The 19692-nt window shown below is 69.1% G+C and carries 12 protein-coding genes; all 12 read left to right on the plus strand.

Annotated features, from left to right (window positions below):
- Positions 1–7: 7 nt before the first annotated feature.
- Positions 8–1366: an FHA domain-containing protein gene (locus tag IFR14_RS06505; RefSeq protein ID WP_191940620.1), complete on the plus strand. Its 1359-nt coding sequence runs from the start codon at positions 8–10 to the stop codon at positions 1364–1366.
- A gap of 1 nt (position 1367) precedes the next feature.
- Positions 1368–3011, plus strand: coding sequence for a protein kinase domain-containing protein (locus IFR14_RS06510; protein WP_191940621.1), 1644 nt, complete (start codon positions 1368–1370; stop codon positions 3009–3011).
- Between the two features lie 39 nt (positions 3012–3050).
- Positions 3051–3809 carry a hypothetical protein gene (locus IFR14_RS06515; RefSeq protein WP_191940622.1) on the plus strand — a complete coding sequence of 253 codons (759 nt, stop codon included), beginning with the start codon at positions 3051–3053 and terminating at the stop codon, positions 3807–3809.
- A 120-nt stretch (positions 3810–3929) separates the two neighbouring features.
- Positions 3930–9188, plus strand: coding sequence for an Ig-like domain-containing protein (locus IFR14_RS06520; protein WP_191940623.1), 5259 nt, complete (start codon positions 3930–3932; stop codon positions 9186–9188).
- A 50-nt stretch (positions 9189–9238) separates the two neighbouring features.
- Positions 9239–10207, plus strand: a complete 969-nt coding sequence (locus IFR14_RS06525; RefSeq protein WP_191940624.1) for an AAA family ATPase — start codon at positions 9239–9241, stop codon at positions 10205–10207.
- Positions 10204–11583, plus strand: a complete 1380-nt coding sequence (locus IFR14_RS06530; RefSeq protein WP_191940625.1) for a DUF58 domain-containing protein — start codon at positions 10204–10206, stop codon at positions 11581–11583. Before IFR14_RS06525 ends, IFR14_RS06530 begins: the two co-directional genes overlap by 4 nt.
- Entirely contained in the window at positions 11580–14033 is a 2454-nt protein-coding gene (locus IFR14_RS21365; protein WP_191940626.1) for a transglutaminase domain-containing protein, read from the plus strand. The genes IFR14_RS06530 and IFR14_RS21365 overlap by 4 nt, the downstream gene beginning before the upstream one ends.
- 37 nt (positions 14034–14070) lie before the next feature.
- Positions 14071–14712, plus strand: a complete 642-nt coding sequence (locus IFR14_RS06540) for a spermidine/putrescine ABC transporter substrate-binding protein (protein ID WP_137242161.1) — start codon at positions 14071–14073, stop codon at positions 14710–14712.
- A gap of 120 nt (positions 14713–14832) precedes the next feature.
- On the plus strand, positions 14833–16278 hold the full coding sequence (locus tag IFR14_RS06545; RefSeq protein WP_137242160.1) for a hypothetical protein: 1446 nt from the start codon (positions 14833–14835) through the stop codon (positions 16276–16278).
- A 347-nt stretch (positions 16279–16625) separates the two neighbouring features.
- A complete protein-coding gene (gene rpsL / locus IFR14_RS06550; protein ID WP_056008169.1) occupies positions 16626–17000 on the plus strand; it encodes a 30S ribosomal protein S12 in 375 nt (124 codons plus the stop codon).
- Positions 17000–17470: a 30S ribosomal protein S7 gene (gene rpsG / locus IFR14_RS06555; protein WP_064296707.1), complete on the plus strand. Its 471-nt coding sequence runs from the start codon at positions 17000–17002 to the stop codon at positions 17468–17470. Before rpsL ends, rpsG begins: the two co-directional genes overlap by 1 nt.
- 87 nt (positions 17471–17557) lie before the next feature.
- A complete protein-coding gene (gene fusA, locus IFR14_RS06560; RefSeq protein ID WP_064296706.1) occupies positions 17558–19672 on the plus strand; it encodes an elongation factor G in 2115 nt (704 codons plus the stop codon).
- The last annotated feature ends 20 nt before the right edge of the window (positions 19673–19692 follow it).

A 19692-nucleotide genomic window follows, 5' to 3' on the forward strand; every position in this document is an offset into this window, starting at 1 on the left:
AGTGGCCGTGTACTCGTACGAAATGGAACCGGCCGAGGTCCGCCGTTGGCTCGCTGTGGCGGGGCCCGGCAGACTGGTGCTGGTCGACGCCCAGGGAGACGACACCGCCGCTGCCGCATTCGCCGCGGACCTCCCGGGCGACGCGTCGCTGTCGCTGATCGTCGACCGCCTCGCGGCCGGCGGTCTCTCGAACACGCCCGCGTTCGCCGCGGCCGTCTGGGACGGATCGGGCGCGACGGTCATCGTGCGCGGGCTCGCGGCCGCCGTCGTGACGAGCGCCGCCGGGACCGAGACGGTCCTGGGCGCCCGCGCGACCACCTGGGTCGAGGAACACCACGCCGACGCGGTTAGCGTCACGCTCCGGAGCGACCAGCCGAACCCGTCCGGCGTGCGCCTCCCGCTCGGGTCGGGAGCCGTCTGGACGACCTCCATCACGGCGACCCTCGACGAGGAGGCCACGGCTTCCCTCGCCGCTCCGACCACCGACGAGCGCCGGCCGACCGAGTCGTCCACGAGCACGCCGACCGCGGCGGAGCAGCTCGCGGCCCCGCCCGTCCCGGCCCCCGCCGAGCCCGCTGCATCCGCGGCGACCTCGGACGATGCGGACGACGAGACGGACGGCGACGAGGCGACCCCGGTTGCGCACGTCGAGCCCGTTCAGCCGCTCCACGTCGTGCCGTCCGTCTCCGACACCCAGTTCTTCCACGACGAGGACGACCCGGACGAGACCCCGTCGACCCCGGAGGAGCCCGTCGACGAGGGTTACGACTTCCTGTTCGGCCAGACCGTGCTCCGTCCGGTCGGTGCGGCGGCGGTCGACGAGGCGGGCGACGCCGAACGCGCGGCGGCCGAGGCGTCGGCGCACCAGCAGGCGGCAGCCACCGCGGTCGCCGCACCGGAACCCGCGGCAGCCGGACCATCGGACCTCGGCGACCACGACGGCCACACGATCCTCGCCGAGGATCTCGCCGCGCTGCGTGCGCGTCGCGCGGCCGAGACCCCGCCCGCACGGTCGTCCACCCCGTCGGCCACGCCGCTCACCTACCTCGAGCTCCCCGGCGGGACTCGCCAGTCGCTCGCCTCGCCCGTCGTGCTCGGCCGGGCGCCGAGCGTCTCGCAGGTCCCGGCGTCCGTCGTCCCGACGCTGGTCACGCTCACGGGTGACGACATCTCGCGGAGCCACGTGCGTGTCGCGGTCGAGGGCGGCACGGTCGTCGTCACCGACCTCCACTCGCGGAACGGCACGCAGGTCGTCCTGCCCGGTCAGGCACCGCAGTCCTTGCGACCAGGGGAGCCGACGCCGGTGATCGTCGGGACCGTCATCGACCTCGGCGGCGGCGTCGCGCTGCGCGTCCGAGAGGGCTGACGTGCGCCGTTCACCCTCGCAACCGCCGGCCATCCCCGGGCTGCGGTTCGAACGACAGCTCGGAGCCGGTGGGTTCTCCGACGTCTTCCTGTACGAGCAGCAGCTGCCGAGGCGTCAAGTCGCCGTCAAGGTACTCCTCGCCGAGCACCTCAGCGAGCAGACCCGCGAGGCCTTCGTCGCCGAGGCGAACCTCATGGCGCAGCTCTCCGCGCACCCCTACATCGTCACGATCTACACGGCGGACGTCGCTCCGGACGGACGACCGTACCTCGCGATGGAGTACTGCGCGGGGCCGAGTCTCGCCGAGCAGGCGAAGCTGCGGCGGTTCGCCGTCGCCGATGCACTGCGCACCGGCGTCCGCCTGGCCAGTGCGGTGGCGACCGCCCACGCGGCCGGCATCCTCCACCGCGACATCAAACCGGCCAACGTGCTCACCAACGCGTACGGCTGGCCGGCGCTGACCGACTTCGGCATCTCGCAGGCCGTCGAACTCGAGGTTCCGACGACCGCCGGCCCCGGGCGCCCTGGCGACGTCGGTTCCACCGGTGCCTCGGGCACGCACACGGTCGGTCTCTCCATCCCCTGGTCGCCGCCCGAGATGTTCGAGGACGAGCCGCATCCGGACGTCCGGTCCGACGTGTTCTCCCTGGCCGCGACGGTCTACACGCTGCTCGCCGGACGGACGCCGTTCGAGATCCCCGGGCAGTCGAACGGTGCGGCCGACCTCATCAGCCGGATCGAGCGTGGGACCGTCACCCCGCTCGGGCGCGACGACGCACCGGCTTCCCTCGTCGCGACGCTGCAGAAGGGCCTCGCGAAGGATCGCGCCAACCGCTTCGAGAGCGCCGTCGACTTCGCTCGGGCGTTGCAGCGCGTCGAGATGGAGCTGGCCTACGCGCCGACGCCCATCGACATCCCGAACCTCGTGCAGCCGCAGTCGCAGGCCCCCCGACCGGACACGTCCAGCAGTGCGTCGGACGAGACGCGGGTCCGACAGGTCCCGACGGTCGAGGCCCAGCCCCGACCCAGCGTGCCGAGCGTGCAGCCGTCGGTCGGCGACGAGACGGTCGTCCGCTCGGCGGGACCGCTCGTGCAGCCGATCCAGCCCTCGGCCCCGATCATCGTCGGAGCGGCCTCGCTGCCCTCCGAGACGATCCGCCGAGACCGCCTCGAGACCGCCGCTGCAGTTCCCACGGAGGACCCCGATGCCGATGCGGCCGGACGAGGCAGACGTCGCCGACTGACCCGCCTCCTCGTCGTGGGCGCCGTCGCGGTGCTGGCGGTCGGCGGCATCGCGGCCGGGATCATCTGGCAGGGGGCGGCCGCCGACCCGAAGCCCACGGCCGCCGCGACCGGGGCGCCGATCCAACTGAGCGACGTCCCCTCGCCAAAGCCGTTCGGCGTGAACATCAGCGAGGACGGCAGCGTCGTCACCTTCATCTGGGACAACCCGGACCCGCAGGACGGCGACTCGTACATCTACCAGGTGACGAGCAGCGGCAAGAATTCGCCGAAGGTACCGACCTCGACCTACGCGGTCGACCTGAAGCCGAGCGCTCCGGGCGCGCAGCTGTGCATCGAGGTGGTGATCGTCCGAGGCGGCGTCACCTCACCCGATCCACTCGAGATGTGCTCCCAGCAGTAGCGGGAGCGAGACGATGACCGACCACAGGGGGACCAGACGATGACCACGGACGAGGCGACCGACACGGCGACGACGAAGACGGCGGTGCGCGTCGAGTTCTGCGGCGAGGAGTACGCCGTGGACGCACGCAAGCCGTTCCTGATCGGGCGCGAGGGTGACCTCGTCGTCGACGAGAACCCCTTCCTGCACCGGACCTTCCTCAGCGTGACCTTCGATGCCGGGCTCTGGTGGCTCACGAACATCGGGAACACCCTCTCCGCGACGGTGACGGACACGACCGGTAACGTGCAGGCGTGGCTCGCGCCCGGTGCCCGGCTCCCGATCGTGTTCCCCGAGCTGCAGGTGTTGTTCAGTGCCGGGACGACGACCTACGACTTCACGATCACCTCGGACCTCGAGTACTTCAGTCCGTCGCAGCTCTCGACGACCACCGCCGGAACCACGACGGTCGGGCCGATCCACCTGACGAGCAGCCAGCGCCTCCTCATCGTGGCCCTGGCAGAGGACGTCCTGCGCCAGGCGTCGCCCGGTCGCGGCGAGATCCCGGCGTCCGCCGCCGCTGCCGCCCGCCTCGGTTGGAGCCAGACCACCTTCAACCGCAAGCTCGATAACGTCTGCGACAAGCTCGACAAGTTCGGTGTCCAGGGGCTGCGCGGCGGGCCGGGGAAACTCGCGACCGGCCGTCGTGCACGGCTCGTCGAGTACGCGGTCTCGACCCGTCTCGTGGACGCCAGCGACCTCCCGCTCCTCGACCACGCCGATCAGGCGGATGCCGGCGAGGTCGGCCCCGGCCGTTAACGAGCGCGACATCTGATGTATGTCATTCTTGTCGATGAGACTGACTCGCAACTTTGCTAGACTCAGCGGCGACCGTGGCATGATGGCGGCCGCCTGACCGAACACTTCACCTGGGGGATCGTGAGCAACTGGAGTGCCTGGCTGCGCAAACGCAAGACCGCGGCCTCGATCACGGCCCTGTCGGTCCTCGTCGCCGTGCCGGTGACCGCCGCGCTCATCCACCAGGGCTTCCCGGTCACGGAGGTCGACCTCGAGTCCCGCGACGTCTGGGTCACCAACGGCGAGTCGCTCCTCGCGGGGCGGCTCAACGATCAGATCTCCGAACTCGACGGAGCGGTGTCGACGGCGTCGAACAACGCCGACGTGCTGCAGGACGGCGACGACGTCTTCCTCCAGGACAAGGCGCTCTCCTCGCTCGAACGCATCGATCCGGCCTTCACGAGCCTCATCCAGCGTGTCTCGCTGCCGACCGGCGCGACGGTGCACTACGGCGGCGACCGACTCTCGGTCGTGGCGGGGGAGACCGGCAAGCTCTGGTCCGTCGATGCCGCGGGGGAGCTCCGCTTCGACCCCACGGAGACGAAGCCGATCGTCTCCATCGGCAAAGCCGGTCAAGCGGTCGTCACCTCGACGGGCACCATCCTCGCGGTCGCACCCGCGAAGGGGCGCCTCTACCGCATCCTGCCCGACGGCACGAAGACCGAGTCGAAGCTCCCGAAGCTCGACGACTACCAGTTGAGTGCTGCCGGTGAGCAGGCGGTCATCCTCGACCTGAAGTCCGGCGACCTCGTGAAGCAGGACGGCTCCGTCGTCGAGCTGCCGGGCAAGCCGCTGAAGATCCAGGAGCCGTCGGCATCGGACGACGCCGCCGTCATCGCGACCGGTGACTCGCTCGTCCGCGTCCCACTCGGCGGCGGCGACCCGGAGGTGCTCGACGCGGACGTCACCACAGCGGCGACGAGTGCGGCCGAGGTCACGGCACCGGTCAACCTCGACGGCTGCATGCACGGAGCCTGGGCCTCCTCGAGTCGGTACGCAGCCGAGTGCGCCGACAAGAAGCCGGTCATCGAGGACATCAACCCGGAGACCATCGGCCAGCAGCTCGTCTTCCGGGTGAACCGCTCGGTCATCGCCCTGAACAACGTCCAGACCGGCAACTCCTGGCTCGTCCAGGCGAACATGCGCCTCGTCGACAACTGGGACGAGGTGACACCCCCGCAGGAGGAGGACGGCGAGGACGGCGACGAGAAGGCGTCCGAGCAGTCCTTCGAGGACACGCTCGCCGAGCGCACCGAGGAGAACCGTCCGCCGATCGCCCGCGACGACGCGTTCGGCGTCCGTCCGGGTCGCGCGACGGTCCTGCCGCTGCTCGACAACGATTCCGATGCGGACGGCGACGTCCTGACGATCCAGAACACCAGCGACGTCGCGGCGGAGACCGGCAAGCTGGAGTACATCGACGGCGGGCGTGCGCTCCAGTTCACCCCGGCCGAGGGGTTCGTGGCCGGGACGACGTCGTTCCGCTACTCCGTCAACGACGGCCGCCCAGGCGGCGTGGCCGAAGCGAACGTGAGCATCGCCATCAAACCGCCCGAGGTCAACGAGCCGCCGACGTCCCATCGCGAGGCCGCCGTGTCGGTCGAGGCCGGGCAGACGGTCACCTACAATGTGCTCGCCGACTGGCGTGATCCCGACGGCGACGACATCTTCCTCCAGTCGGCGTCGCCGGCGTCCAGCGACCTCGTCCGGTTCACCCCGGACGGGTTCGTGACGTTCACGCACGCCTCGCCCGAGATGGGTCCGCGCGACGTCAAGTTCGTCGTGTCCGACGGGGTCACCTCGGCGGAGGGCACCCTCAAGGTCGACGTGCAGCCCGCCGGAGCCTTGAGCCCGATCGGGACACCCGACTTCGTCTCGACCTTCGTCGGCGAGTCCGCGCTCGTCCAACCGCTGGCGAACGACCAGTCCCCGAGTGGGGCCCCGCTCGGCCTCATCGGTGTCGAGGCCCTGCAGGGCGGACTCGTGTCCTCGCCGAGCCTCGAGAAGCAGTCGGTCACCGTGTCCTCGAACGAGCCCGGCACCTACTACCTGAAGTACACACTCGGCGCCGGAATCGCCTCCAGCATCGGGCTCATCCGCGTCGACGTCCTCGAGAAGCCCACCGACGTGCGGCCCCCCGTCGCTGTGAAGGACGAGGGATATCTCCGGCCGAACGAGACGATCACGATCCCGGTCCTCGCCAACGACGAGTCACCGGGCGGGCAGGTGCTCGCCGTGCAGTCCGTCTCCGTTCCCGACGAGTCGACCTCGTTGTCCGTCGAGGTCCTCGACAGCGCGGTCATCCGCGTCTCCTCGTCCGCGCCGATCGAACAGCAGCTGCAGTTCACCTACGTCGTGTCCGACGGCACCTCGTCGGCGACGGCGGCCGTGACCGTCGTGCCGGTGCCACCGCTGCCGAAGCATCAGGCACCGGTCGCGACCGATGACGCGGTCGTCGTCCGAGCGGGCGACATCGCCAACGTCGCGGTGCTCGAGAACGACTACCACCCGGACGCGGCGGTCATGCTCGTCGATCGCGAGCTCGTCGAGGATCCGACCGCCGGCCTCGCGTTCGTCGACGACGACGAGGTCCGCTTCCAGGCGCCGAGCGAACCGGGCACCTACACGACGACGTACCGCGTGTACGACACCTTCGGTGAGGCCGACACGGCGACGGTCACGTTCAACGTGGTCGGCGAGGACAAGAAGAACAACCAGCCGCCCGTGCCGCAGCTGCTCACCTCGCGCGTGTTCGCGGGTGCGACGGTCCGCGTGGACGTCCCGCTCGACGGGCTGGACCCGAACGGTGACTCCGTCGTCGTCGACGACATCGCCTCGGCACCGTTGCTCGGTCGGGTCATCGAGCAGGGGAGTACGTGGTTCGTCTACGAGGCGGCTCCGGACTCCTCCGGGACCGACACCTTCCAGTACCGGGTGAAGGACACCTACGGCGCGGTCGCCGTCGGCACGATCAAGATCGGGGTCATCGGACGCCCGGAGGTCGACGGCCAGCCGAACGCGGTCGACGACTACATCGAGGTCCTCCCGGGCAAGGTCGCTTCCGTACCGGTGCTCTCGAACGACTCCGATCCGAACGGGTACAAGCTCAAACTCGAACCGAAGCTGCTCTCGGTGGACGACGGCCTCACCGCCGAGGTCAGCAAGAGCCGCGTCGTCATCGAAGTGCCGGAGGAGGAGGCGTTCTTCACCGTCCGGTACCAGATCACCAACGGCAAGGGTGGCATCGACAGCGCCTACATCCAGGTCAAGGTCACGAAGGACGCGAAGCCGCAGTTCCCCGAGGCGGATGACCACGTCCTCGAGGACGCCGACATCGTCGGCAAGAAGACCATCGACATCGACGTGCTCGACGGCGCGCAGAACCCCGGCGGGCTGATCGACGACCTGAAGCCGAGCCTCGAAGGTGTGAACGCCGCCTCCGGCGAGGTCCGCGACGGTGGCACCATCCGGGTGACCCTCACCGACCGACGCCAGGCGATCGCCTACCGGTTGACGGACCCGGTCACGCAGCTGAGTGGCGCCGCGTTCATCATCGTGCCGGCCGCGACGGACGGCGAGCCACCGCGGATGAAGAGCCCGCTGCCGGAGCAGATCGTCAAGGTCAACGAGACGCGCACCTGGAAGCTTTCCGACATCACCGAGGCGCCCTCGGGCAAGCCGGTCACGATCGCCTCCGAGGGCAGCGTCGTCAACTTCCGGAGCAACGGCACGTCGAGCTACGTCGACGACGCCACGATCACCTTCACCCCGGCGAAGGACTACCGCGGACCCGCCTCGGTGAGCTTCGAGGCCACGGACGGCCGAGAGAGCAAACTGCTCACGCTGCCGATCACGGTGGGCGACCCGAACCTCGAAGACGTCCCGCCGACGTTCACCCCGCCGACGGTGACGATCGAGGCCGGCGAGGCTCCGGTGACCGTCGACCTGCGGGCGTCGAGCGACCACCCGAACCCGAAGATCCTCGCGGCGCTCACCTACCAGGGCTTCGGTGGCACGACCGCGGGCGTCCAGGGCAGCCTCTCCGGTTCGCAGGTGTCGATCTCCGCCCCGCAGGGGACGCAACCCGGTACCTCGGCCACGCTGACGTTCACCGTGAACTACAAGGAGTACTCCGTCCCGGGGTCGATCAACGTCCGCGTCGTCTCCTCGACCAGGCCGCTCCCACGTGCCATCGACGACCGCGTCGAAGAGGGCCGCAAGAACAAGGCCGAGTCGATCAGCGTGCTCGCGAACGACTACAACCCGTTCCCCGACACCCCGCTCAAGATCGTCGACGCCACCGTTGAGAGCGCGCCGGCCGGTGGGGCGACGGCCACGTTCTCCGGTGGCACGGTAACGGTCACCCCCGGTTCGTCGAAGAGCGGGACCGTGAGCGTCATCTACACGGTCCAAGACGCGACGAACGACCCCAACCGGAAGGTCCAGGGTCGCATCACGGTCATCGTGAAGGACGTGCCCGATCCACCGTCGCTCAGCCTGAAGAGTGCGAAGAGCGGCAAGATCACCGTCGTCGTCGGCGGTTCGCCGGCGAGCAACGGCTCGCCCATCGACTACCACGCGGTGAAGTGGAGCGGCGGCGGGGAGAAGCAGTGCGCCCCCGGCAACGACTGCACCTTCGACGTGACGAACGGGCAGAGCTACACCTTCACCGCCTATGCCCACAACGCCGTGGGTCCGAGCGCAGGTTCGAACGAGATCTCGGCGACCGCCTACGGCGTGCCGAGTGCGCCACAGAACGTCTCGCTGAAGTCGTCAGGGGATGCGCCGGCGACGTTGACCATGCGGTGGAACGCCCCCGCCGACACCGGCGGACAGGTCGACAAGTACCACTGGCGGATCATGAGCGGCTCCAGCACGGTGCAGACCGGGACGACGGGTGGCACCAGCGACTCGGTGGGTGGCATCGGCGCCGGTACCTACCAGGTCTACGTCTCTGCGGAGGGTCCCGGAGGTACCGGACCTGAAGGTGGGCCGGCCGAGGTGACGGTGAACAATCCGCCGCCGCCGAAGCCGAGCGGCTCGCTCTACAAATCCGGTCAACCGCACGCGTGTCAGAGCGGCGGTACCGGTTGCTACGACGTCGGAGTCCGCTACGCCGACGTCCCGAACGGCAACTACGACGTGCGGATCCAGCGCAATGGCTCGGCGGTGGGTTCGACCTCGAACATCAACGCCAGCGGGACGGGCAGCTTCGTCCACAACAACCACCTGGGCGTCATCCCCGCCGGTGAGACGATCACCGCGTTCTTCCGGAACACGGCGACGGGCGAGACGTTCAGCATCGGGGCCACCTCAGCAGCCGCATGGAACGCGATGTAGCGGCTCGACCTTCCACCTCTCCCTCCTACACGAAAGCATCCAACACCTCCATGACTGTCACGCAGGAACAGGCCACCTGGTTCGCCGACGCGTTCGGCAAGCTCGTCGGCAACGTCGAGCAGGCCATCCTCGGCAAGGAGCACGTCATCAAGCTCGTCGTCACGGCCATGCTCTCGGAGGGCCACGTGCTCCTCGAGGACTACCCGGGCACCGGCAAGACCGTGCTCGCGAAGGCCCTCGCGAACACGCTCGACGGCACGAGCTCGCGGATCCAGTTCACGCCCGACCTCCTGCCGTCCGACGTCACCGGTGTGACGATCTACGACCAGGGCAAGGGGATCTTCGAGTTCCACAAGGGGCCGATCTTCGCCTCCATCGTGCTGGCGGACGAGATCAACCGTGCCTCGCCGAAGACGCAGTCGGCACTCCTCGAGGTCATGGAGGAGGGCATCGTCACGATCGACGGCACGAGCTACGAGGCCGGCCAGCCCTTCATGGTCATCGCGACGCAGAACCCGATCGAACAGGCGGGCACCTACAAGCTGCCCGAGGCGCAGCTCGACCGTTTCCTCATCAAGACGACGCTCGGCTACCCCGACCGCCAGACCTCCGTGAACCTGCTGCTCGACGCCTCCAACCGGGCACGCGCGACGAAGGTGCAACCGATCATCGCCTCCAGCGCGGTCGTCACCATGGCGCAGCTCGCGACCGAGGTGCACGTCGACGGCAGCATCCTCGAGTACGTCGCCGACGTCGTTGCGGCCACCCGCGATGACCAGGACGTCGCCCTCGGCGTGAGCATGCGTGGTGCTCTCGCGCTCGTGCGCGCCGTCAAGACCTGGGCGATCTCGCAGGGACGCACCTACGTCACCCCCGACGACGTCAACGACCTCGCGCAGGCCGTCCTCGCGCACCGCATCATCATCGACCCCGAGTCCGACTTCGCCGGCGTGACCGCGCAGGACGTCGTCGCCCGGGTCCTCGTCAGCATCGCTCCGCCGGCGTACCGCGCAGCATGAGCGAGACCCTCGAGCAGCGCGCCACCGCCGCGCCGGACGGATCCGATCCGGTCCGCACGGCGTCGGTCGGTGCGCCTGCCGAGGCGGGCCAGGACGGCCCCGATGCGCACGTCGACGGTGCGCCGGCTCCCGCCCGACGGCCGAACCCGTTCCGCAGCGCGCTCGACGGCGTCGGTGCCGTCGTCGTGCCCTGGGCCAGGGTCGCCTGGACGGCAGCGCAACCCGTGCTCGCTGTCGTCAGCGGCCTCGGCTGGGTCGTGCTCGCGATCGGCGTCATCGCGACCGTCGCCGGCTTCATCCTGGGGTGGGCGGAACTCGTCTTCCTCGGCTTCGTGCCGCTGGCCGCGTTGCTGGCCTCCGTCGCCTACCTCTTCGGGCGGTCGACCTTCCGTATCTCCATCCACTTGAACCCCACCCGGGTGACCGTCGGCGAGCGCGCGATCGGGCAGGTCCTCATCGCCAACCCCGGCAACCGCGCCACGACGCCCACGCGCCTCGAGGTCCCCGTGGGCTACGGCCTCGCGGAGTTCGCCATTCCGGCGATCCCGAAGGACGGCGAACACGAGGAACTGTTCGCCGTTCCGACGAACCGGCGAGCCGTCATCCCAGCCGGGCCCGCCGTGTCGGTCCGTGGCGACCAGCTCGGCCTGTTGCGCCGCGAGGTGCGCTGGACGGAACCGGTCGAGCTCTTCGTGCATCCCGAGACCACGCGCCTCCACCCGACGGCCGCCGGTCTCATCCGCGACCTCGAGGGCCTCGTCACGAAGACCATCACGAACAACGACATCTCCTTCCATGCGCTCCGCGGGTACGTCCCCGGCGACGACCGCCGCTACATCCACTGGAAGTCCTCCGCGAAGACGGGCCAGCTCATGGTGCGGCAGTTCGAGGAGACGCGGCGGTCGCAGCTCACCATGGTGATGACGACCGACTCGCGCTATTACGCCGACGACGAGGACGAGTTCGAGTTGGCGGTGTCGCTCACCGCGTCGATCGCGACCCAGGTGATCCTCGACCAGGTCCCGATCAGCGTCGTGACTGACCGGCTCGCGCTGCGGACCCACACCGTGACCTCCTTCCTCGACGACAGCTGCCGTCTGCAGCTCGCCGAGGGCACCTTCGACACCCCGCGCACCTTCGCCCGGGAGACCACGAAGCGCCTCCCGGCACCGAGCGTCGTCATCATCGTCGCCGGTTCGCGACTCGAGGCACAGGAGTACCGGGGGATCCAGCGCCTCTTCGGTCCCGACGTCAACGTGTTCGGCATCCGCGTCGAACGCGGTGCACGGGCCGGCATCAAGGACGTCGCCGGGATGAACGTCATGACGGTCGGAGCCTTGAGCGACCTCGCCAAGGTCATGTCGAGGGCGCTGTGAGCGGGGTCGACGAGCGCACGACGGTGCGCCCGCCACGCGCGGCCGCCGGGTCCGCCGCGGACGTCGACGTCCAGGGCATCGTCCCGACCTTCGTCGCGCCGTGGCCGTTGCCCGGCCGCTCCTGGATCGACCTCGCGGTCGTCTTCGTCCTCGCGGCCCTCGGCCTGCTCGGCTTCGGTGCGGCGCTCAGCGGCACCGGGTTCCTCCTCGCCGGTCTCGGTGGCCTCGCGCTCGGCATGGCGGTGGGCGTCGCCTCCCACGCCCTCCGGCTGAACGCGCTCCTGACCGGCCTCTCGACCGTCCTCGTCTTCTACGTCTTCGGCAGTGCCCTGGCGATGCCGTCCGTGGCGACGTTCGCGGTCCTCCCGAACCTGCGGACCCTCGGTGGCATCAGCATCGGCGCCGTGTTCGGGTGGAAGGACTTCGTCACCCTGCAGACCCCGCTGAGCGCGCCCGCGTACATCATGACCCTGCCCTACGTCGCTGGGCTGCTCGTCGGTGTCGTCTCCGCCGTGCTCGCCGTCCGCTGGCTGCCACGGCGTCCGCAGGTCGCCGTCCGCTGCGCCATCGTGCTCGTCGGCCCGACCGTGCTGTACGCTCTCGGCGTCCTCCTCGGCACGCAGACGCCCTTCCTGGCGGCCGTCCGCGGGATCGCGTTCGCGCTCATCGCCCTCCTCTGGCTCGGGTGGCGGCCGGGTGCCGGTCGTGGCGAGAACGCGGCAGCGTCGACCACCGCCGTCCTCCGTCGCAAGAAGATCATCGGTACGGCGGTCCTCGCCGCGGTCGCGGTCGTCGTCGGCGGCGGCGCGGCCGTCGTCGCCTCGCCACCCGCGGACTCCCGGTTCGTCCTCCGCGAGGTCGTCACCCCGCCGTTCGACCCCCTGGAGTACCCGAGCCCGCTCGCCGGGTTCCGCGAGTACACGAAGGACCTCGCCGAGACGAAGCTCTTCACCGCCACCGGCCTCGAGCCGGGGGATCGGATCCGTCTGGCGGCCATGGACAGCTACGACGGCCGTCTGTGGACCGTCTCCGGGCCCTCCACGGCGACCGACGGTTCCGGTGCCTTCGAGCTCGTCGGCGATCACCTTCCCGGACCGCAGCTCATGACACCGGGCAGCGACCGACGGGTGTCGATCGACATCACCGGCTACGACGACATCTGGGTGCCCAGCGTCGGGTACCCGAGCGCGCTCACCCTCGACGGCAAGGCGGCGGAGCGATCCGAGGACATCCGCTACAACGCCGAGAGTGGCGCGGCCGTCATCACCTCGGGCATCGGCACGGGCGACGACTACGAGGAGCGGACCACGACGCAGGCGGTCCCGAGCGACACGGCCCTCGCGACGACGCCGACCGCAGCGGTCGAGCTGCCGCCCGTCACGAACATCCCGGACATCGTGGTCGCGAAGGCCTCGGAGTTCGTCGGCACCGAGACGACGCCCATGGGGCAACTGCGCGCGATCGAGCAGACCCTCCGCACCACCGGGTTCCTCAGCCACGGGCTCGCCTCGGACAGCTCTCCGTCACGCGCCGGCCACGGTGCCGACCGGATGTCGGAGCTGTTCACCCGCACACCGATGGTCGGCGACGAGGAGCAGTACGCGTCGGCGTTCGCGCTCATGGCCCGCTCGCTCGGCTACCCCGCGCGAGTCGTCATGGGCTTCGCGCCCGAGGTGACCGAGGGCCAGGGTTCGGTGCAGGTCGTCGGAGACGACGTGACGGCGTGGGTCGAGGTGCCCTTCGAGGGCTACGGCTGGGTGGCGTTCTCCCCGACCCCCGATGAGACCGAGATCCCGCAGGACCAGGATCCGAAGCCCAAGACCGAGCCGCAGCCGCAGGTGCGTCAGCCGCCGCGCAGCGACAACCTCGACGACAGCCTCCTCACCGAGGCCTCGATCGACGACGGCGACGACAAGGACAAGAACGACGGACTCGTGATCCCGGAATGGGTGTGGTGGCTCGCGCTGATCGTGGGAGTCCCGGTGTCGCTGTACGTCATCCCGCTCCTCGCCATCTCGGGTGCGAAGCGTCGGCGGACGAAGCGTCGCCGCGCGGGCGGTGGTGATCGCAGTGCCGCCGGTGCGTGGGACGAGCTGATCGACCGCTACGCCGAGCTCGGGTACACGGTGCCCGCGGCCGCCACGCGGTCGACCACGGCATCCGCGCTCGGAGCCCAGGAACCGGAGGGCGCGACCACGCTCACCGCGCTCGCGGGGACGACCGACGACGTCGTCTTCTCCGGTCGTGACGTGGACGATACGACGGCCGACGAGCTGTGGCAGCGGTCGGAGGCCGAGGCGTCACGGGCGCAGGGAGCGCTCGGCTGGTTCGCCCGCCAGCGGAGCCGGTTCCGCTACCGCGCGAAACGCAGTCTCGTGAGTCGGCTGCAGCCGTCCGGTTCGCTCGCCCGGCGAGCAGCACGCGACCAGCGCGCCACCGGAGGTCGCTGAGGCCGATACAGCCGCCGAGGCGCTACCCTCGGTGAGTATGGAGCGCTCGCTCGAGACCAGCGTGAGCCAGGCCGTCGACGCCTGGCTCCGGTGGCTGCCGCGCTGGCACCCCGCCGCCCACCGCGGACGCACCCGGATCTGCCGCCGGTGCATCGGCTCCCCGATCCTGCGCGCAGCAGGCCTCGTCGATGACGTCCCGCACCAGGTGCAGCACGGTCTCGCCACCCGGATGAAGGCCCTCGTCGACCACGCGGTGGCGGAATACACCGAGCAGAACCTCCCCGTCCTCCGTGCCGAACTGCGTGCCGCCGACCTGCGCGAGGCGCAGCGCTCCTACCGTCCGGGGGAGGGGCTCGACCCGGAGTTCGACGGCCTGCAGCTCGACCCCGACCCGGATCCCGAGCAGCCCTACCTCTTCACCCTCGCGGAGCTCGGCGAGTCCCAGGCGAGGACCGTCCCACCACCCCCGCCGTTGTCCGACGACGCGAAGGAGGCGCTGCGCACCGAGATCGCCCTCGCCGACCAGTGCGCGAACGAGACCGGGCGCCGCATCTGCGAACTGCTCGTCGGGCACCGCCTCGCCATCCACGACGCCGTCGAGCGGTACGTCGAACCGCAGGTCACCGCGCTCCTCGACGACCTCGCGCTCGAGCTCGATTCCCCCACCTCGCCCTGGTAGCCGTCGGGGCACACCCGAACGCAGGAGGGGAGATCTCCCCATCGTGCTGTCCGACACCCGTCACTATACTTTCGAGCACTTGTCATCAGCACGATCCATGCTCATTGGGGGCGCAACACCATGACCGATCCCGGAGATCAGAACCCGCAGCAGCCCCAGTGGCAGCGACCGCCCGCCCAGCCCGACCCGCAGCAGGGATGGCAGGGTAACGGCCCACAGCAGTCGGGCTCAGGCCAGCAGCAGACGGGTCAGTACGGACAGCAGTCGCCGTACGGGCAGTCGCCGACCCAGCCGTCAGGGCAGTACGGGCAGCAGTCCGGCCAGTACGGTGAGCAGTCGTCCGGCCAGCACAGCCAGCAGACGAGTCAGTACGGCCAGCAGACCGGTCAGTACAGCCAGCAGACCGGTCAATACGGTCAGACGGCGCAGTACGGCCAGCAGCCGACCGAGCAGTTCGGTCAGCAGGGCACCGGTCAGTACGGCCAGCAGCCCACCGAGCAGTACGGCCAGGCGCCGTACGCGCAGGGCGGCTACGGCGGCGGCCAGCAGCCGCCCAAGAAGAAGCTCTCGAAGAAGGGGCTCACCGGCATCATCGCCGGCGGAAGCGCCCTCCTCCTCATCATCGTCGGTGGCATCGTCGGGGTCAGCGTCGGTAACGCCCTCCACGCCCCGGAGGTGACGGTCAAGAGCTACCTCGACGCCCTCAAGTCGGGCGACGCCGAACAGGCGCTCAAGCTCTCCGGTACCGAGGTGTCGGCGGCCGACGTGCTGCTGACCGACGACGCGTACAAGGCGGCGTCCGGCAAGGTCTCCGGTTACACGATCGGGAAGACGACGACCAGCGGGAACACCGCGACCGTCGAGGCCCGTCTCACTCAGGGTGGCGAGAGCGTCGACCAGGAGTTCACGCTCACCAAGGTCGGCAAGGACGCCGTGCTCTTCGACAAGTGGAAGCTCGAGGCTCCCGAACTCAGCACGGTCCAGGTCGACGTGGTCGCCCCTGAGGACGCGGTCGCGACGGTCGGCGGCGTCGACCTCACCGACGTCGAACCGATCGCCGAGGGTTCGTACCAGCTGCGTGCCCTCCCGGGCACCTACGACGTCGCCCTCAGTGAGAGCGACTGGTACACCGCCGAGGCGACGACCACGACGGCCGTGGGCTTCGGTCAGGCCGCGGAACCGGCGACGCTCGCCGTCGCCCTCACCGACGCCGGGACGACCGCCGTCGAGGAGGCCGTCAACGCGTACATCGACGGCTGCGGTGCGGCGACGGAGCTCGCCCCGGAGGGGTGCCCCTTCGAGATCCGCAACGACACCGGCTTCACCCCCTCCGGCGTGACCTGGAAGTTCGACACGCGCCCGACCTTCACGATCGGCGACTTCGCGGGCGGCGGCTGGACCGTCGACTCCGAGACCGTCGGACGCATGTCGATGACCTGCACGCTGACCGACCCGGCCACCGGCCAGACCGGCCCGGGCTACAGCATCAACCCGGTCGACTTCGTCGTCGGTGGCACGATCGAGGGCTTCACCGACGAGGGCGCGACCTTCGTCCCGTCCCCGTAGACGCCGAGCTGTACGGCCCCTGGGAGCGATGCTCCCAGGGGCCGTCGTCGTTTGACCACAGCCTGTCGGCGGGCTAGTCTTGGTTGGGTGTGCGCGCTGTCGTGCGCTCTCGTGCTGTCCACGTTCTCCGGAGCCTGGCTCGGGGGAGTGGACAGCAGTCTTGCACCATCGGGTTGATCCCCGCCGGGCTGGTCCCGGTTGCCGATCGCCCCCACGGCATACCCACCACGAAAGCGACGCGCACTCGCGCGGCGCCGGTGGGTCCATACGACCTCGTGATCCGGGAGACCGGTCCACGAATGCTGCAGTACCACTGTCACCGTGCAGTCATCATCAAGGAGCAAGTAGTGCCAACCATTCAGCAGTTGGTTCGGAAGGGCCGCAGCCCCAAGGTCGTCAAGACCAAGGCGCCCGCCCTGAAGAGCAACCCCCAGCAGGCCGGCGTGTGCACCCGCGTATACACCACCACCCCGAAGAAGCCGAACTCGGCGATGCGCAAGGTCGCCCGCGTGAAGCTGCGCAACGGCACCGAGGTCACCGCGTACATCCCCGGTGAGGGCCACAACCTCCAGGAGCACTCGCTGGTCCTGGTCCGTGGTGGTCGTGTGAAGGACCTCCCGGGTGTCCGTTACAAGATCGTCCGTGGCGCCCTCGACACGCAGGCCGTCAAGAACCGCAAGCAGGCTCGCAGCCGCTACGGCGCGAAGATGGAGAAGAAGTAATGCCTCGCAAGGGTCCAGCTCCGAAGCGTCCCGTCGTCGCCGATCCCGTCTACGGCGCCCCCATCGTCAGCCAGCTCGTCAACAAGATCCTGCTGGACGGCAAGAAGGGCCTCGCTGAGCGCATCGTCTACGACGCACTCGAAGGCGTCACCGCCAAGAACCAGGGCGACGCCGTCGTCACGCTCAAGAAGGCGCTCGACAACGTACGCCCGACCCTCGAGGTGCGTTCGCGCCGCGTCGGTGGTTCCACCTACCAGGTGCCGGTCGAGGTCAAGCCTCACCGCGCCAACACCCTCGCCCTGCGCTGGCTCGTGAGCTACGCGAAGGGCCGCCGCGAGAAGACGATGACCGAGCGTCTCCAGAACGAGATCCTCGACGCATCGAACGGTCTCGGTGCAGCCGTCAAGCGTCGTGAAGACACGCACAAGATGGCCGAGTCGAACAAGGCGTTCGCGCACTACCGCTGGTAGTCGCCGCCCGATGCGAGGGCGGGCGATCCGCCCGCCCTCGCGTCACCGAGTGAATCAGCTCACCCCTACCTATCCCCGGAGGACCCCGTGGCACAAGACGTGCTCACCGACCTGAACAAGGTCCGCAACATCGGCATCATGGCCCACATCGATGCCGGCAAGACCACCACCACCGAGCGCATCCTGTTCTACACGGGCGTCAACCACAAGATCGGCGAGACCCACGACGGTGCGTCGACGATGGACTGGATGGCGCAGGAGCAGGAGCGCGGCATCACCATCACGTCCGCCGCGACGACCTGCTTCTGGAACAAGAACCAGATCAACATCATCGACACCCCCGGCCACGTCGACTTCACGGTCGAGGTCGAGCGTTCGCTCCGCGTCCTCGACGGCGCGGTCGCGGTGTTCGACGGCAAGGAGGGCGTCGAGCCCCAGTCCGAGACCGTCTGGCGTCAGGCCGACAAGTACGACGTGCCGCGCATCTGCTTCGTCAACAAGATGGACAAGCTCGGCGCCGACTTCTACTTCACCGTCGACACGATCATCAGCCGCCTCGGCGCGAAGCCGCTGGTCATCCAGCTGCCGATCGGTGCCGAGTCCAACTTCGAGGGCGTCGTCGACCTCGTCGAGATGCGTGCGCTCACCTGGCGCGGAGACGCCAAGGGTGACGTCGAGATGGGCGCCAAGTACGCCATCGAGGAGATCCCGGAAGACCTCAAGGAGAAGGCGGCCGAGTACCGCACCGCGCTCCTCGAGGCCGTCGCCGAGACCGACGACGCACTCATGGAGAAGTACTTCGGTGGCGAAGAGCTGACCGTCGCGGAGATCAAGGCCGCGATCCGTCACCTCACCATCACGAGCACCATGTACCCGGTCCTCTGTGGCTCCGCGTTCAAGAACCGCGGCGTCCAGCCGATGCTCGACGCCGTCATCGACTACCTCCCCTCCCCGCTCGACGTCCCGGCCATCGAGGCCCACGACGCGCGCGACGAGGAGAAGGTCGTGGAGCGTCACCCCGACTCGACCGAGCCCTTCACCGCGCTCGCGTTCAAGGTCGCGGTGCACCCGTTCTTCGGTCGCCTGACGTACGTCCGCGTCTACTCGGGTCGTCTCGACTCCGGTGCGCAGATCATCAACTCGACCAAGGGCAAGAAGGAGCGCATCGGGAAGATCTTCCAGATGCACGCCAACAAGGAGAACCCGGTCGACTTCGTCACCGCCGGTCACATCTACGCGGTCATCGGCCTGAAGGACACCACCACCGGTGACACCCTGTCCGACCCGCAGCACCAGGTCGTCCTCGAGTCGATGAGCTTCCCGGAGCCCGTCATCGAGGTCGCGATCGAGCCGAAGACCAAGGCCGACCAGGAGAAGCTGGGCACCGCGATCCAGAAGCTGGCCGAAGAGGACCCGACGTTCCGCACCGAGCAGAACACCGAGACCGGCCAGACGGTCATCAAGGGCATGGGCGAGCTCCACCTCGACATCCTCGTCGACCGCATGAAGCGCGAGTTCAACGTCGAGGCCAACGTCGGCAAGCCGCAGGTCGCGTACCGCGAGACCATCAAGCGCAAGGTCGAGAAGTACGGCTACACGCACAAGAAGCAGACCGGTGGTTCGGGTCAGTTCGCGAAGATCCAGTTCGATCTGGAGCCGATGGACGTCACTCCGGAGACGACCTACGAGTTCGTGAACGCCGTGACCGGTGGTCGCATCCCGCGCGAGTACATCCCGTCGATCGACGCCGGTTTCCAGGATGCCCTGCAGGTCGGTGGCCTCGCCGGCTACCCGGTCGTGGGTGTCAAGGCGATCATCACCGATGGTGCGGCGCACGACGTCGACTCCTCGGAGATGGCGTTCAAGATCGCCGGCTCGATGGGTCTCAAGGAGGCCTACTCGCGTGCCAACCCCGTCCTCCTCGAGCCGCTCATGGCGGTCGAGGTGCGTACTCCTGAGGAGTACATGGGCGACGTCATCGGAGACCTCAACTCGCGCCGTGGACAGATCCAGTCCATGGACGACGCCACCGGCGTCAAGGTCATCCGTGCCAACGTGCCGCTCTCCGAGATGTTCGGCTACATCGGCGACCTCCGGTCGAAGACCTCTGGTCGTGCCGTGTACTCGATGACGTTCGAGAGCTACGCGGAGGTCCCGAAGGCTGTCGCCGACGAGATCATCCAGAAGAACAAGGGCGAGTAGTCACTCACTCTCTCTTCACC

The organism is Plantibacter sp. CFBP 8775 (assembly GCF_014839505.1).
GTDB classification, from domain to species: Bacteria; Actinomycetota; Actinomycetes; order Actinomycetales; family Microbacteriaceae; genus Plantibacter; species Plantibacter auratus.

Excerpts from the sequence above, each read along its gene's own strand:
- IFR14_RS06515 (WP_191940622.1), top strand. The coding sequence starts at position 3,051 with ATGACCACGGACGAGGCGACCGACACGGCGACGACGAAGACGGCGGTG.
- IFR14_RS06525 (WP_191940624.1), top strand. The coding sequence starts at position 9,239 with ATGACTGTCACGCAGGAACAGGCCACCTGGTTCGCCGACGCGTTCGGC.
- IFR14_RS06530 (WP_191940625.1), top strand. The coding sequence starts at position 10,204 with ATGAGCGAGACCCTCGAGCAGCGCGCCACCGCCGCGCCGGACGGATCC.
- IFR14_RS06540 (WP_137242161.1), top strand. The coding sequence starts at position 14,071 with ATGGAGCGCTCGCTCGAGACCAGCGTGAGCCAGGCCGTCGACGCCTGG.
- IFR14_RS06545 (WP_137242160.1), top strand. The coding sequence starts at position 14,833 with ATGACCGATCCCGGAGATCAGAACCCGCAGCAGCCCCAGTGGCAGCGA.
- rpsG (WP_064296707.1), top strand. The coding sequence starts at position 17,000 with ATGCCTCGCAAGGGTCCAGCTCCGAAGCGTCCCGTCGTCGCCGATCCC.